General features: G+C 65.4%; 11 protein-coding genes. 7 read left to right on the top strand and 4 right to left on the bottom strand.

The genetic code is table 11. From position 1 onward, the window contains the following. Window positions 1-19: 19 nt before the first annotated feature. Complete coding sequence (locus QAZ47_RS09380; protein ID WP_278233043.1) at window positions 20-1,372, bottom strand: extracellular solute-binding protein; 1,353 nt, start codon at window positions 1,370-1,372, stop codon at window positions 20-22. A gap of 265 nt (window positions 1,373-1,637) precedes the next feature. Between QAZ47_RS09380 and QAZ47_RS09375 the strand changes: the two genes are divergently transcribed. Beyond that, window positions 1,638-2,678: an endonuclease/exonuclease/phosphatase family protein gene (locus tag QAZ47_RS09375; RefSeq protein WP_278233042.1), complete on the top strand. Its 1,041-nt coding sequence runs from the start codon at window positions 1,638-1,640 to the stop codon at window positions 2,676-2,678. 30 nt (window positions 2,679-2,708) lie between these two features. On the opposite strand, the gene QAZ47_RS09370 is transcribed toward QAZ47_RS09375, so the two are convergent. After that, entirely contained in the window at window positions 2,709-3,392 is a 684-nt protein-coding gene (locus tag QAZ47_RS09370; protein ID WP_278233041.1) for a TlpA disulfide reductase family protein, read from the bottom strand. Window positions 3,393-3,428: 36 nt separating this feature from the next. Here QAZ47_RS09370 and argH point away from each other — a divergent pair, with 36 nt between their 5' ends. From argH to lysA, 3 genes are all read left to right on the top strand, one after another. After that, entirely contained in the window at window positions 3,429-4,829 is a 1,401-nt protein-coding gene (argH, locus tag QAZ47_RS09365) for an argininosuccinate lyase (RefSeq protein WP_278233040.1), read from the top strand. Between the two features lie 73 nt (window positions 4,830-4,902). Continuing rightward, window positions 4,903-5,109, top strand: coding sequence for a lipoprotein (locus tag QAZ47_RS09360; RefSeq protein ID WP_066990222.1), 207 nt, complete (start codon window positions 4,903-4,905; stop codon window positions 5,107-5,109). A 52-nt stretch (window positions 5,110-5,161) separates the two neighbouring features. Continuing rightward, window positions 5,162-6,430, top strand: coding sequence for a diaminopimelate decarboxylase (gene lysA / locus QAZ47_RS09355; protein WP_278233039.1), 1,269 nt, complete (start codon window positions 5,162-5,164; stop codon window positions 6,428-6,430). Between the two features lie 7 nt (window positions 6,431-6,437). Here the strand turns inward: lysA and QAZ47_RS09350 are convergent, their stop codons facing one another. Then, window positions 6,438-6,740: a metalloregulator ArsR/SmtB family transcription factor gene (locus QAZ47_RS09350; RefSeq protein WP_278206445.1), complete on the bottom strand. Its 303-nt coding sequence runs from the start codon at window positions 6,738-6,740 to the stop codon at window positions 6,438-6,440. Between the two features lie 50 nt (window positions 6,741-6,790). Here QAZ47_RS09350 and QAZ47_RS09345 point away from each other — a divergent pair, with 50 nt between their 5' ends. Together QAZ47_RS09345 and QAZ47_RS09340 are read left to right on the top strand one after the other, a co-directional pair. After that, on the top strand, window positions 6,791-7,762 hold the full coding sequence (locus QAZ47_RS09345; RefSeq protein ID WP_278233038.1) for a threonine/serine dehydratase: 972 nt from the start codon (window positions 6,791-6,793) through the stop codon (window positions 7,760-7,762). Between the two features lie 113 nt (window positions 7,763-7,875). Then, window positions 7,876-10,485 (top strand): TIGR02302 family protein, encoded by a 2,610-nt coding sequence (locus tag QAZ47_RS09340; RefSeq protein ID WP_278233037.1) that lies wholly within the window; start codon window positions 7,876-7,878, stop codon window positions 10,483-10,485. A 91-nt stretch (window positions 10,486-10,576) separates the two neighbouring features. Here the strand turns inward: QAZ47_RS09340 and QAZ47_RS09335 are convergent, their stop codons facing one another. After that, window positions 10,577-11,461, bottom strand: a complete 885-nt coding sequence (locus QAZ47_RS09335; RefSeq protein ID WP_278233036.1) for a LysR substrate-binding domain-containing protein — start codon at window positions 11,459-11,461, stop codon at window positions 10,577-10,579. 186 nt (window positions 11,462-11,647) lie between these two features. On the opposite strand from QAZ47_RS09335, the gene QAZ47_RS09330 reads away from it, so the two are divergent. Further along, window positions 11,648-12,598: a DMT family transporter gene (locus QAZ47_RS09330; protein WP_278233035.1), complete on the top strand. Its 951-nt coding sequence runs from the start codon at window positions 11,648-11,650 to the stop codon at window positions 12,596-12,598. Window positions 12,599-12,602 lie beyond the last annotated feature (4 nt).

The following is a 12,602-nucleotide window of genomic DNA, read 5'->3' as shown; positions in this document are numbered from 1 at the left end:
GCCTCAAAATGTCTACTGCTTAGGGCAGCGTCTTGTTCGGATAGGTCTGCTGGAAGCGGTCGAGGATGGCGTCGCCGTTCTTGACCAGCGCGTCGATGCCGTCCTGCACGCTCTCCTTGTTGGCGAAGATCGCTTGCATCTGCGTGCCGAATTCGGCGCGGATCTGGGTGAAGTTGCCGAGGCGGATGCCGCGCGTGATCTCGGTCGGCTCCGAGGCGGTCAGGCTGGCGATCGCCACTTCACGGCCCTTGTAGGGGGCCTTGTCGTAGAAGCCGCTGGATTTCATGTATTCGAAGCCCGACTTGGTCACCGGAATGTAGCCGGTGTTGGTCGACCAGAACAAAGCCGTCTTGGGGTCGTGGATGAAGTTGAGGAAGGCGGCCGCGCCCTTGTATTCGGCGTCCGACTTGCCGGACAGCACCCACAGCGAAGCGCCACCGACCAGCGAGTTCTTGCGCTCGGTGCCGGCATAGACCGGCAGCTCGGCGACATCCCAGTTCATGCCTTCCTTCTGGGTCTTGCCAACCGTGCCGTGGTCGCCGACCGAGGTCATGATGACCTGGCAGGTGCCGGTGGCGAAGGCCTGCACCATGTCCTGGCCGAGGTCCTTCGACTTGATCTTGATCAGACCGTCGTCATACCACTTCTTCAGGTCGGTGACGTATTGGACGAACTTTGTCTTGTTCATCTCCAGGCGGGCGTCGAGGCCGTCATAGCCATTGTTCTTGGTTGCGATCGGCTGGTTGTGGATGGCCGAGAACTGCTCCATCAACTGCCAGCTTTCGTTGCCGGAGATGTTGATTGCCATCGGGCAATCATAGCCGGCGTCCTTCAGCGCCTTGAGGTCGGCGCCGACGTCTTCCCAGGTCTTCGGCGCCTCGGTCTTGCCGATCTTGGCGAAGGCGTCCTTGTTCCAGTACATCAGCGCCGTCGACGAGTTGAACGGGAAGGACAGCATCTCGCCCTTCGAGGTCGCGTAGTAGCGGGCGATGCCGGGGAAATAGTCGCTGTAGTCGATCTTGTAGCCGTTCTCTTCCATCAGCTTGTCGGCGGGCTTGTAGGCGCCCGACAACATCATGGTGGCGGTGCCGACGTCATAGACCTGGACGACGGTGGGCTGTTTGCCGGCGCGGAAGGCGGCGATGGTGTTCTGCAGCGTGGCGTCGTAGTTGCCCTGGCTGGTGCAGACCACTTCATAATCAGACTGCGAGGCGTTGAAGTTCTTGCACAGCGTATCGACGACACGGGCGAGATCGCCCGACAGGCCGAACCAGAAATCGAATTTCACCGGCTCTGCAAAGGCAGGAACCGCGAGCGCGGTGCTGAGCGCGCCGGCGGCAAGGGCAGCGAAGCCCCGCTTGATGATGGTCATGGTTTTTCCCTCTTGAGTGGCAGTTCGACAAGGTTTTGCGCAGTCCTTGCCCGCTCTCTTAGAGAAGGTATGTGACAGTTCTGTTGTGGCCCCTGGACCGGTAGGTAAGGCCCTGTGGACAGCCAGTCTCTCCTCCCCCTCGGCGGTCGCGCCGGCATGAAAACGTCATCTCGGCGGTCTAGGAAGCTAGGGCGCCGCGAAGCGGCGTAAAGACCACTCATGCTTAACCGGCTAAGTTGAGCGCCGGCCAAATTGGACGAATGACATGCTTGTCGCGCAATTGACCCATGTGCCGATGGCTGACCGCCAGGCAATGCGGGAAGGCCCGCGCGGCAGCGCCACCCATATGCGCCACGCTGCCGCCATTCCGGCATTGGGCGAGATCGAGATCGGCGGCAGGACGTCCCGCGATGGCGCAGGCGCAAGCCTGACGGTGATGGCATGGAACGTCGAGCGGCTTCGCCATGTCGATGCTATCGCCGCGACCATCGCCGGCCAGGCGCCGGACGTGGTTCTGCTGACGGAGGTCGACAAGGGCATGGCCCGTTCGGGCAACGGTCATCCGCTGAGCCGGCTTGCCGACCGGCTCGGCCACGCTTTCGCCTATGGCGTCGAGTTCGTCGAACTGGGCATTGGCAACGATTCGGAACAGATGGCGACGGGCGAGGCCGAGAATAGGGAAGGCTTCCACGGCAACGCCGTGACCAGCGCCGTGCCGCTCGAGCGCCCATTCCTCTTTCGCCTGGATGCCGCCGGCGGCTGGTTCCGCCCGGAGCGCGGCCAGCCGCGCATCGGCGGGCGCATGGCGATCGGCGGCCAGGTGCTGCTCGGCGGCCGCCGCGTGACTGTTGTTTCGGTGCATCTCGAAAACCGTACCGATCCCGCCGGCCGCGCGGACCAGACACGCCATCTCCTCGAGGAGATCGACAAATATGACGCGCACGCGCCAGTGCTGATCGGTGGCGACTTCAACACGCTGACCGCCGGCCATGAAGAGCGTCACGACGACCCTGCCGCCTGGCGCGCGCGGATTGCCGCCGAACCCGGCCGGCTGATCGACGTCGAGCGCCACGAACCGCTGTTTCAGGTGCTTGCCGACCACGGCTACCGCTGGCGCGACGCCAACACGCTCGACCGGCCGACGCAGCGGCGCGCCGCCGGCGATCCGACGCCGATCGGCCGCATCGACTGGTTTTTCACCCGTGGCCTTGCGGCAAGCGCGGCGGCGACTTTGCCGGCACTGTTGCCGGATGGCAGCCCGAGCGCCGATCACGACGCGCTTATCGTCACCGTCCGCGTGGAGTGAGTCGCGATGACACGCATCCGAGCTTGAGGATCACGGTGCAAGTGCGGCTTCCACCAGCCGCTTGGCGTCGGGGCTCGACCATTCCGCCGGGCCGTTCATATGCGCGATCAGGCAACCCTCGCCGTCGATCAGCATGGTGACCGGCAAGCCCAGCGCCAGCCCGCGGGTCTTGACCTCGTTGAACAAAGCTATCGTCGGATCCCGATAATAGCCGAGCGTCTCGACGCCGATCTCCTTGAGGAATTTCTTCGGTTTGGCGTCGTCGCCGGTGTCGATATTGACCGCGACGACCTCGAAGGCATTGCCGCCCTTCTCCTTCTGCAGCGCGTCGAGCGCCGGCATTTCGGCGCGGCAGGGCGCGCACCATGTCGCCCAGAGATTGAGCAGCACCGTCTTGCCGGCATGGTCGGCGATCGTCATCGGCTTGCCGTCCGGTCCGTTGAAGGCAAGGCTCCTCAGCGACTGCGGCGGGTCCGCCGGCTGCAACGCCGCGACCTGGCCGACGGCCTTTGCGGCGACTTGCTTGGCCCGCCCGGCCTTGGCCTTGCAGGCGACATCATCCTTGCTGTTGTCTGCCGCAGCCTGCGGCGGCTGGGCGTTGTTGCCAGAACCGCTCTCGCTGACATATACCGCGACCGCGCCGGCCAGCACGCCCGCCACCAAAGCGGCGAGGATGAGGCGCGGGGCCGGGAAGAATTTATTGCCGTCTGCCATTTTTCTTAGAACTGCTCCGGAGCACGGGTTATAGCGATGAGCGACAACAAGGCCAGCAACCAGATGTGGGGCGGACGTTTTGCCTCGGGTCCGGCCGCGATCATGGAAGCGATCAACGCGTCGATCTCCTTCGACCGCAAACTCTATGCGCAGGACATCCGCGGATCGATCGCCCATAGCGAGATGCTGGCGCAGACGGGCATTATTTCGGCGGCCGATCAAGAAAAAATCGCTCACGGCCTGAACACGATCCTGAAAGAGATCGAGGCTGGCAGGTTCGAATTCTCGACCAAGCTCGAAGACATCCACATGAATGTCGAGGCCCGCCTTGCCGAGCTGATCGGGCCGGCAGCCGGCCGACTGCACACCGCCCGCTCGCGCAACGACCAGGTGGCGCTCGACCTGAGGCTGTGGGTCAAGGAGGAATGCCAGCGGGTCGCCCAGGCGCTGAAGGACCTCATCGCCGCCTTCCTCGAACGCGCCGAGGAGCACGCGGCAACGGTGATGCCCGGGTTCACCCATATGCAGGCGGCGCAGCCCGTGACCTTCGGCCACCATTGCATGGCCTATGTCGAGATGTTCGGCCGCGATCTGTCGCGCGTGAACGACGCAATCGAGCGCATGGACGAAAGCCCGCTGGGCGCCGCCGCGCTCGCCGGCACCAGCTTTTCCATCGACCGCCATATGACGGCGAAGGCACTGGGCTTCCGCGAGCCGATGCGCAACTCCCTCGACAGCGTGTCGGATCGCGACTTCGCCCTTGAGTTCCTGTCAATCGCCGCCATCTGCGGCACGCATCTGTCGCGGCTCGCCGAGGAGATCATCATCTGGTCGACGCCGCAGTTCGGCTTCGTCCGGCTCTCGGACTCCTTCTCGACCGGCTCCTCGATCATGCCGCAGAAGAAGAACCCCGACGCCGCCGAGCTGGTGCGCGGCAAGACCGGCCGCGTCAATGGCCACCTCGTCGGGCTGCTGACGGTGATGAAGGGCATGCCGCTGACCTATGGCAAGGACATGCAGGAGGACAAGGAATCGGTCTTCGACGCCGCCGAGACGCTCGACCTGATGCTGGCGGCGACCACCGGCATGGTGCGCGACATGACCGTGAACGCCACCGCCATGAAGAAGGCCGCCGGCGCCGGTCACGCCACCGCGACCGACCTCGCCGACTGGCTGGTGCGCAATCTCGGCCTCCCCTTCCGTGAGGCCCATCACGTCACCGGCCGCGCCGTCGCCCTTGCCGAGGAGAAGAAGGTCGGCCTGGAAAAGCTCTCGCTGGAGGACCTGCGTTCGATCCATCCCGGCATCACCGACGGCATCTTCTCGGTGCTTGCCGTGCAGAATTCGGTGAAGAGCCGTGTGAGCTTCGGCGGCACCGCGCCGTCGGAAGTGAAGAAACAAATCCGCTACTGGAAAAAGCGCCTGGCCAAGGCGTAATGCCGGGATGCAATGCGCTGCAAACTCGGCTAAAAGCGGCGGCTGGACAAAACAGTTTCGAACGGATGGATCGATGACCCGAGGCAGGATTTTGGTGACGCTCGCGCTGCTGGCGGCGGTTGTCACCGTGACGGCCTGCGGCAGGAGGGGCGGCCTCGATACCCCCTACGAAGCGGCAGTGCAGGCGCGCAAGGATGCTGAGCGAGCCAAGCAGCCGCTGCCGCCCGAGCCGGAGAAACCGGTCAAGGACAAGAAGTTCATCCTCGACCCCTTGCTCTAGAGCCGATGAGATCGTCCGATCTCATCGTGCTCCAATTTTCGGACCTTTTCCCGTGAACCACTTCGACTACCGCGACGGCGTGCTCTACGCCGAAGATGTGGCAATCCCCGATATCGCCGCCAGCGTCGGCACGCCCTTCTATTGCTATTCGACGGCGACGCTGACCAGGCATTTGCGCGTCTTCAAGGAAGCCTTTGCCGGGCTCGACGCGCTGGTCTGCTACGCCATGAAGGCCAATTCCAACCAGGCCGTGCTGAAGACGCTGGCGAGACAAGGCGCCGGCGCCGACGTGGTGTCGGAAGGCGAATTGCGACGCGCCTTGGCCGCCGGCATCCCGGCTAGCAAGATCCTGTTTTCGGGCGTCGGCAAGACCGCGCGCGAAATGGACTTTGCGCTTTCCGCCGGCATCCTCTGCTTCAACGTCGAATCCGAGCCGGAGCTCGAACTGCTCTCGGCGCGCGCGGTGGCGCTCGGCAAGGTGGCGCCGATTTCGCTGCGCATCAATCCGGACGTCGATGCCAAGACCCACAAGAAGATCTCGACCGGCAAGGCCGAGAACAAGTTCGGCATCCCGTGGCAGCGGGCGCGCCAGGTCTATGCCCGCGCGGCGGAGCTGCCCGGCATCCGGGTGACCGGCATCGACACTCATATCGGCAGCCAGATCACCGAGCTGCAGCCTTTCGACGACGCCTTCGCGCTGCTGGTGGAGCTGGTCGGCGTGCTGCGCGCCGATGGCCATTCAATCGAGCACGTCGATCTCGGCGGCGGCCTCGGCATCCCATACCGCCTCGACAACAGCCCGCCGCCCCTGCCCGACGCCTATGCCGAGATCGTCAGGAAGCATGTCACCCGGCTCGGCCTGAAGGTGATGTTCGAACCAGGCCGGTTGATCGTCGGCAATGCCGGCGTCCTGGTTTCCGAAGTGATCTATGTGAAGGAAGGCGACGCCAGGAACTTCCTGGTCGTCGACGCCGCCATGAACGATCTGATCCGGCCGACGCTCTACGACGCCTTCCACGACATCAAGCCGGTGGTGCAGCCGCCGGCCGCCACGCCGCGCATGAAGGTCGATATTGTCGGGCCGGTCTGCGAGACCGGCGACTTCCTCGGCCTCGACCGCGATCTGCCCAGGCTGAAGTCGGGCGACCTTATCGCCGTCGCTACCGCCGGCGCCTATGGCGCGGTGCAGGCCGGCACCTACAACACAAGGCTGCTGGTTCCGGAAGTGTTGGTCGACGGCGATCGTTTCCATGTCGTGCGGCCGCGCCAGACCTATGAGGAACTGATTGGGCTGGATTCGTTGCCCGATTGGCTAGCGTAGCGAGGCGCTAGATCCTCTGCTGGATCAGCGTCTTGGCTTCAGCGATCCTCTCCTCGTCGCGGCGATAGAATATCCATTGCTTGGTGCGCTTGGCGCTGAGCAGGCCGGCCTGGGTCAAGACGCGCATATGTTCGCTGAGCGTCGCCTGGGTGATGCCGAGCTTTTCGGCGATCAGCAGCGCGCAGACGCCATCCTCGACCAGATCGCCATCGGCCTGGGGCGGGAAATGCAGGCGCGGATCCTTCAGCCAATCGAGGATCTGCAGCCTGCGTTCGTTGGCGATTGCCTTTAGGATGTCGACCTCTTGCATTTAGCCATTTTGCTAAGTTACTAATTGAAGTCAATCCCGAGGAGCAAACCATGTTGAACACTAGCGCAGCGGACACCGGCACGTTCCCCAAGGCGACGATCACGCGCGAACGCATTGCCGCCGTGGAGCCGCGCATCCGCCCATATGTGCGCCACACGCCGGTGATGCGCGTCGACATGGCCGATTTCGGCCGACCTGCCTTTCCGGTCGATCTCAAGCTCGAATGCCTGCAGCATTCCGGCTCGTTCAAGGCGCGCGGCGCTTTCACCAACCTGCTCGAGCGGCAGGTGCCGGAAGCCGGCGTCGTTGCCGCCTCAGGCGGCAATCATGGCGCCGCCGTCGCCTACGCCGCCATGAAGCTCGGCCATAGGGCCACCATCTTCGTGCCGGAAGTCAGCCCACCGGCGAAGCTCGAGCGCATCCGCGGCTACGGCGCCGAGCTGGTCGTCGGCGGTGCGCGCTACGCCGAGGCGCTCGCCGCCAGCGAGGATTTCGCCGCCAGGACAGGCGCCTTGCAGATTCATGCCTTCAACCAGGAAGAGACGCTTATCGGCCAGGGCACGCTCGGCCTCGAGATCGAGGCCGACCTGCCCGAGCTCGACACGCTTCTGGTCGCCGTCGGCGGCGGCGGCCTGATCGGCGGCATCGCCGCCTGGTTCGCGGGCCGCATCCGCATCATCGCCATCGAGCCCGAGGGCGCGCCGACACTCTACCGCGCCTTCGAGGCCGGCAAGCCGGTCGATGCGCCGGCCGAGGGCATCGCAGCCGATTCGCTCGCGCCGAAGCGCGTCGGCGAGATGATGTTCCCGATCGCGGAAGCCTTCGTCGAGCGTTCGATCCTGGTCAGCGACGACGACATCGTGGCGGCCCAGAAAGCGCTGTGGGATCGCGCCCGAATCATCGCCGAGCCCGGCGGAGCCGCCGCCTTTGCCGCGATGCTTTCCGGCCGCTATGCGCCGGCCCCCGGCGAGCGTTTGGCCGTTCTGGTCTGCGGTTCCAACACAAATCCCGCGAATTTCTGACCATAAACGGGGCGAAGCCCTTCACGTTTTCGGAACCTGCCTCGCCTTCGCCGTGTTTGGTGTTATCCTCTGCTCATGAGGTCCGGGCTATCCCGCCCGGGCAGGAAGGGCCGATGACGGAACGACCCATTTCCAGTGGCGTACGCGGCCTGGCCGGGCGACTTGCCCTGAGCCGGCTGGCGACGCGGACCTCGATGATCTTCGAGCGTGGCTGGCCGTTGCTGCTGCCGCTGGCGGTGGTCGCCGGCCTGTTTCTCAGCGTCTCGTGGCTGGGTCTGTTCCAGCGCTTGCCGGATCTGGCGCGGATCGCCCTCCTGATCCTGTTCTCCATATCGGCACTGGCGGCGCTCTATCCGCTGCGCTTCTTCCGCATTCCTTCCGCCGCCGAGGTCGACCGGCGCATCGAAGCCGCGAACGAGCTGCTGCACAGCCCCGTGCAGGTGCAGACCGACCGGCCGAGCGGCGCGGAGAGCCTTTTCTCGCAGGCGCTGTGGCGCGAACACCAGAAGCGCATGGCCGAGCGGCTCTCCAGCCTCGGCGCCGACAGGCCGCGCACGAGCGTGCCGGATTATGACCGCTGGGGCCTGCGGGCACTGGTCGGGCTGCTGTTCGTCACCGCCTTCGCCTTCTCCTTCGGGCCTTTTGGCGGCAGGATCGGCGACGGCTTCGTCGCGCGTGCCGTGCGCGATACCGTGCCGCCGCGCATCGATGCCTGGGTGACGCCGCCCGCCTATACCGGCAAGCCGCCGCTGTTCCTGACCGCCGATGTCAATCAGGCCGCGCAGACTTTCAGCGTCCCGCAGGGCAGCGACGTCTCGCTGCGCGTCACCGGCGGAACCGGTGAGGAAACACTGAACTATGCCGACACGAACGGCAATGACCGCGCCATCGAGCCGGCCGCGCCGAAGGATGGCACATCCGCCGCCGCCCAACCGGTGCCCCCAGCCGCTGCCCAACTCAAGGTGCGGCAGTTCTCCGGCAAGCTGAGCACCAATGGCACGCTGACGCTGAAGTCCGGCGAGGACGATCTCGGCCACTGGGCCTTCGCCATCATTCCGGACAAGCCGCCGACGATCCGTTTCGTCGGCGAACCGAAGCGCGCCGTCAACGGCGCCATCGAGCTCAACTACCAGATCGACGACGACTATGGCGCGGCCTCCGCCAAGGCCGTCTTCGAACTGTCGGATCCGCCGCCGGCCAATGCGCATCCGCTCTACGGCCCGCCCGACATGCCGCTGACGCTGCCGCGCCGCGGCGGCAAGGCGAACGCGGCCAAGACGACCAAGGATCTGACCGAGCATGTCTGGGCCGGCAGCACCATCAAGCTGGCGCTCACCGCCACGGACGATGCCGGCCATACCGCCACCAGCGAAACCAAGACGCTGCTGATGCCGGAGCGGCCCTTCTCCAATCCGCTGGCCCGCGCCGTGATCGAGCAGCGCCGGCTGCTGGCGCTCGACACCAACGCCAAGCCGCGCGTGCTCGACCTGATGGACGCGATCACGTTGCGCCCCGAGGATACGTTCGACAACATGTCGCACTATCTCGCGATCATGAGCGCGAGGAGCCGGCTGAAGCTCGCCGAGACCGATGATCAGCTGCGCAACGAGGTGGGTTACCTGTGGGAGATCGCGCTCGGCATCGAAGAAGGCAATCTGTCGGCCGCCGAGCGGCGGCTGCGCCAGGCGCAGCAGGCGCTGCAGGACGCCATCAAGAACGGCGCCAGCGACGAAGAGCTCAACAAGGCGATGAAGGAACTGCGCGAGGCGATGAACCAGTTCCTGCAGGAATTCGCCCAGCGCGCGCAGCAGAACCCCAACGCGCCGCAGATGCAGCAGAACGGCCGGGAACTGCGCCAGAGCGACATCAACCGGATGATGGACGAGATCGAGAACCTCGCCAAATCCGGTGACCGCGACCGAGCCCAGCAGCTTCTGTCGGAACTGCAGGACATGATGAACAACCTGCAGGCCGGCCGCCAGCAGCAAGGCGGCGAGCAGGACAGCGAGATGCGCCAGCAGATGGACAAGCTGGGCGAGATCATGCGCCGTCAGCAGGAGATGATGAACGACACCTTCCGCCTCGACCAGATGCAGCGTGGCCAGCGCGGTCAGAATGGCGATCAGCAGATGGGCGAGGATGGCCAGCAGGGCCAGTCGCAGGAAGGGCAGCAGCCAGGCACCGGCAACGATCGCGACCCGCTCGGCCGGCAGAAGCCGATGTCGCCGCAGGAATTCTCCGACGCGCTGAAGCAGCTGCAGGAGGGCCAGGGCCAACTGCAGAGCGAGCTCGACAAGCTGAAGAAAGGCCTTGAAGGCATGGGCATGCAGCCCAATGAGGGCTTCGGCGAGGCCGGCAAATCCATGGGCGACGCCGAGCAGGCGCTGGGCGAAGGCGAAGGCGACCAGGCGGTCGGTCACCAGGGCCGCGCGCTGGAGGCGCTGCGCCGTGGCGCCAAGGACATGATGAAGCAGATGCAGGCCATGCAGGGCGACCAAGGCGGCAGCGAGCAGGGCGGGCGTCAGCAGGACGCCGACCGCGACCCCCTCGGCCGGCCGCGCGCCACGAAAGGCCCCGACGACGGCAACTCGGTCAAGGTGCCGGACGAGATCGACGTGCAGCGTGCCCGCCAGATCCTCGAGGCGATCCGCAAGCGCCTCGGCAATGCGCTCAGCCCCGATATCGAGCGCAGCTATCTCGAACGGCTGCTCGAGCTGAAATAGTTCACACGGCCATTTTGTCGAAGCTCCGCCGGCCGCGCTGGCGATTCGCCAATAGGTCGGACCGACCAAAGCATCTTGCCAAAGTCGCGGATCAAAGGTTGGCCGTTGCCTGCGCCTGCCTGGTCAGCAGGAAGGCCTCACGGATCGCGTTCTCCATGCCGTCGATCGCTTCGCCGGTCGCAAGCGGATTGCGGTGCAGCACCACGTTGGAGGAATCGATGTCGCCGAAGCCGTCGGCGGCGGTCAGCTCGCGGCAGTCTGCTGGGATGTTGCTGCGCGAGATCGGCGCGATCGCCAGCCCGGAAGTGACCGCCAGCGTCAGGCCGCCATTGGTGTCGCTGGTATAGGCGACGCGGTAGTCGAGCCCGCGTTGCTGCAGCGACTTGATCGCGAAGTCGCGGCACCAGCCGTCGCGGCTGTAGAGCGCGATCGGCACCGGCCGCTCCTCATGCATGTGGTGCAGCGTCGATGTCACCCATACCGTCGGATCGTGCATCAGCACCTCGCCGCCGGAAAAGCCTTCCCACTCGAACACCACGGCGAGGTCGAGCTCGCCCGCCGCCAGCGACCTCACCTGCGAGGCCGAATGGGCGTAGCGCACCGTGACCTCCACACGCGGATGGCGCTTGGCGAATTCGCCGAGCGCCCGCGACAGGATCGAGCGTCCGTACTCGGCTGGGATCCCGATGCGCACCAGGCCGCCGAGCGGCGGCGCCACCAGCGACGCCGCCGTCTCGTCGAGCAGCGAGACGATCCGGCGGGCGTTGCCGATGAGCTCGCCGCCGCGCCGCGTCAGCGCCACCCCGCGCGAGCCGCGCTCGAACAGGCTGTCGCCGACGATGTCCTCCAGTCTCTTCATCTGCATGGAAACGGCCGACTGGGTGCGCCCGGCCTTTTCGGCGGCCTTGGTGAAATTGCCCGTCTCGGCCACCACCACGAAGGTGCGCAGGAGGTCGCTGTCGAGGGTGGGCTTCATGTGCCGCCATAAGAAGTTTTGATTGCTGATATCATTCCAATTCGTTTGCAACATGTCAAACGCCACAGGATAGTCGTCTCTCCCATTGGATATGCGGCCGCGAAATCGGCCGCGGACCAATTCGAAGAGTCCTCACTCGTGCCCGCTGCCCGAAACGGTAGCGGGCTCTTTTTCGCTGGAACGAACATGCGGAACCGGATGGTGCTTGGCATTCTGAGCCTCTGCCTGGGCGTTCTCGTTTTTTCGCTGCAGGACCCGCTGGTGAAGGCGGTTTCGGGCGGCTATCCGGTGACGGAAGTGATGGCGATTCGCGCCGTCGTTGCGCTGCCGATTCTGATCGTCATCGTCCAGGCCGATGTCGGCCTGAAGGCCTTGCTGTCGAAGCGAGCGGGCATGCTGACGCTGCGCGCCTTCATCCAGTTTTCGTCCTACACCGTCTACTATCTGGCGATCGCCGCCTTGTCGCTGGCCGACGCCATAGCGCTTTATTTCATGGCGCCGCTCTTCATCATGGCGCTTGCCGGGCCCTATCTCGGCGAGCACGTCGCCTGGCGGACGCTGACGACGGTGCTGATCGGCCTGGTCGGGGTGGTCGTGATGCTGCGTCCGGGCGCCGGGTTGTTCGACTGGGCGGCGCTGCTGTCGCTCGGCTCGGCGTTCCTCTACGGCTTCTCGCAGCTGATGGCGCGCCGGATCGGCGACACCGAATCCTCCACCGTCATGGCCTTCTACCAGAACGGCGCCTATCTCACCGGCGCCGTGGCCGTCACCATCATGTTTCATCTGGCCGGCATCACCCATGCGGGCCATCCGAGCCTCGATTTCCTGGTGCGGCCGTGGGTGTGGCCGGCGCTGCCGGACTTCCTCAGGATGGCGGCCTGCGGCTTCGTCGCCTCCGCCGGCATGATTTTGCTGTCGCAAGCCTATCGGATGGCGCCCGCCAACCGCGTCGCCACCTTCGAATATACCGGCATTCTCTGGTCGCCGCTCTGGGGCTTCCTGTTCTTCGCCGAGGTCCCGCGGGCAACGACGGTGCTTGGCGCGGCGCTGATCATCGGCGCCGGCTTGGTCGCGCTCGACGGCGAACGCCGGCGCAGCGCAGCGCCTGCGCTCGCCGCGACCGGCGATGCCGTTTAAACAG

The organism is Mesorhizobium sp. WSM4904, from assembly GCF_029674545.1.
Taxonomy (GTDB): Bacteria; Pseudomonadota; Alphaproteobacteria; order Rhizobiales; family Rhizobiaceae; genus Mesorhizobium.
Note: the sequence above shows the minus strand (reverse complement) of the source record. Positions and strands in the feature narration are given on the sequence as shown.

Bases quoted from the DNA above. Each gene is read 5' to 3' on its own strand.
- QAZ47_RS09380 (WP_278233043.1), bottom strand. From the start codon at position 1,372: ATGACCATCATCAAGCGGGGCTTCGCTGCCCTTGCCGCCGGCGCGCTC.
- QAZ47_RS09375 (WP_278233042.1), top strand. From the start codon at position 1,638: ATGCTTGTCGCGCAATTGACCCATGTGCCGATGGCTGACCGCCAGGCA.
- QAZ47_RS09370 (WP_278233041.1), bottom strand. From the start codon at position 3,392: ATGGCAGACGGCAATAAATTCTTCCCGGCCCCGCGCCTCATCCTCGCC.
- argH (WP_278233040.1), top strand. From the start codon at position 3,429: ATGAGCGACAACAAGGCCAGCAACCAGATGTGGGGCGGACGTTTTGCC.
- QAZ47_RS09360 (WP_066990222.1), top strand. From the start codon at position 4,903: ATGACCCGAGGCAGGATTTTGGTGACGCTCGCGCTGCTGGCGGCGGTT.
- QAZ47_RS09350 (WP_278206445.1), bottom strand. From the start codon at position 6,740: ATGCAAGAGGTCGACATCCTAAAGGCAATCGCCAACGAACGCAGGCTG.
- QAZ47_RS09345 (WP_278233038.1), top strand. From the start codon at position 6,791: ATGTTGAACACTAGCGCAGCGGACACCGGCACGTTCCCCAAGGCGACG.
- QAZ47_RS09340 (WP_278233037.1), top strand. From the start codon at position 7,876: ATGACGGAACGACCCATTTCCAGTGGCGTACGCGGCCTGGCCGGGCGA.
- QAZ47_RS09335 (WP_278233036.1), bottom strand. From the start codon at position 11,461: ATGAAGCCCACCCTCGACAGCGACCTCCTGCGCACCTTCGTGGTGGTG.
- QAZ47_RS09330 (WP_278233035.1), top strand. From the start codon at position 11,648: ATGCGGAACCGGATGGTGCTTGGCATTCTGAGCCTCTGCCTGGGCGTT.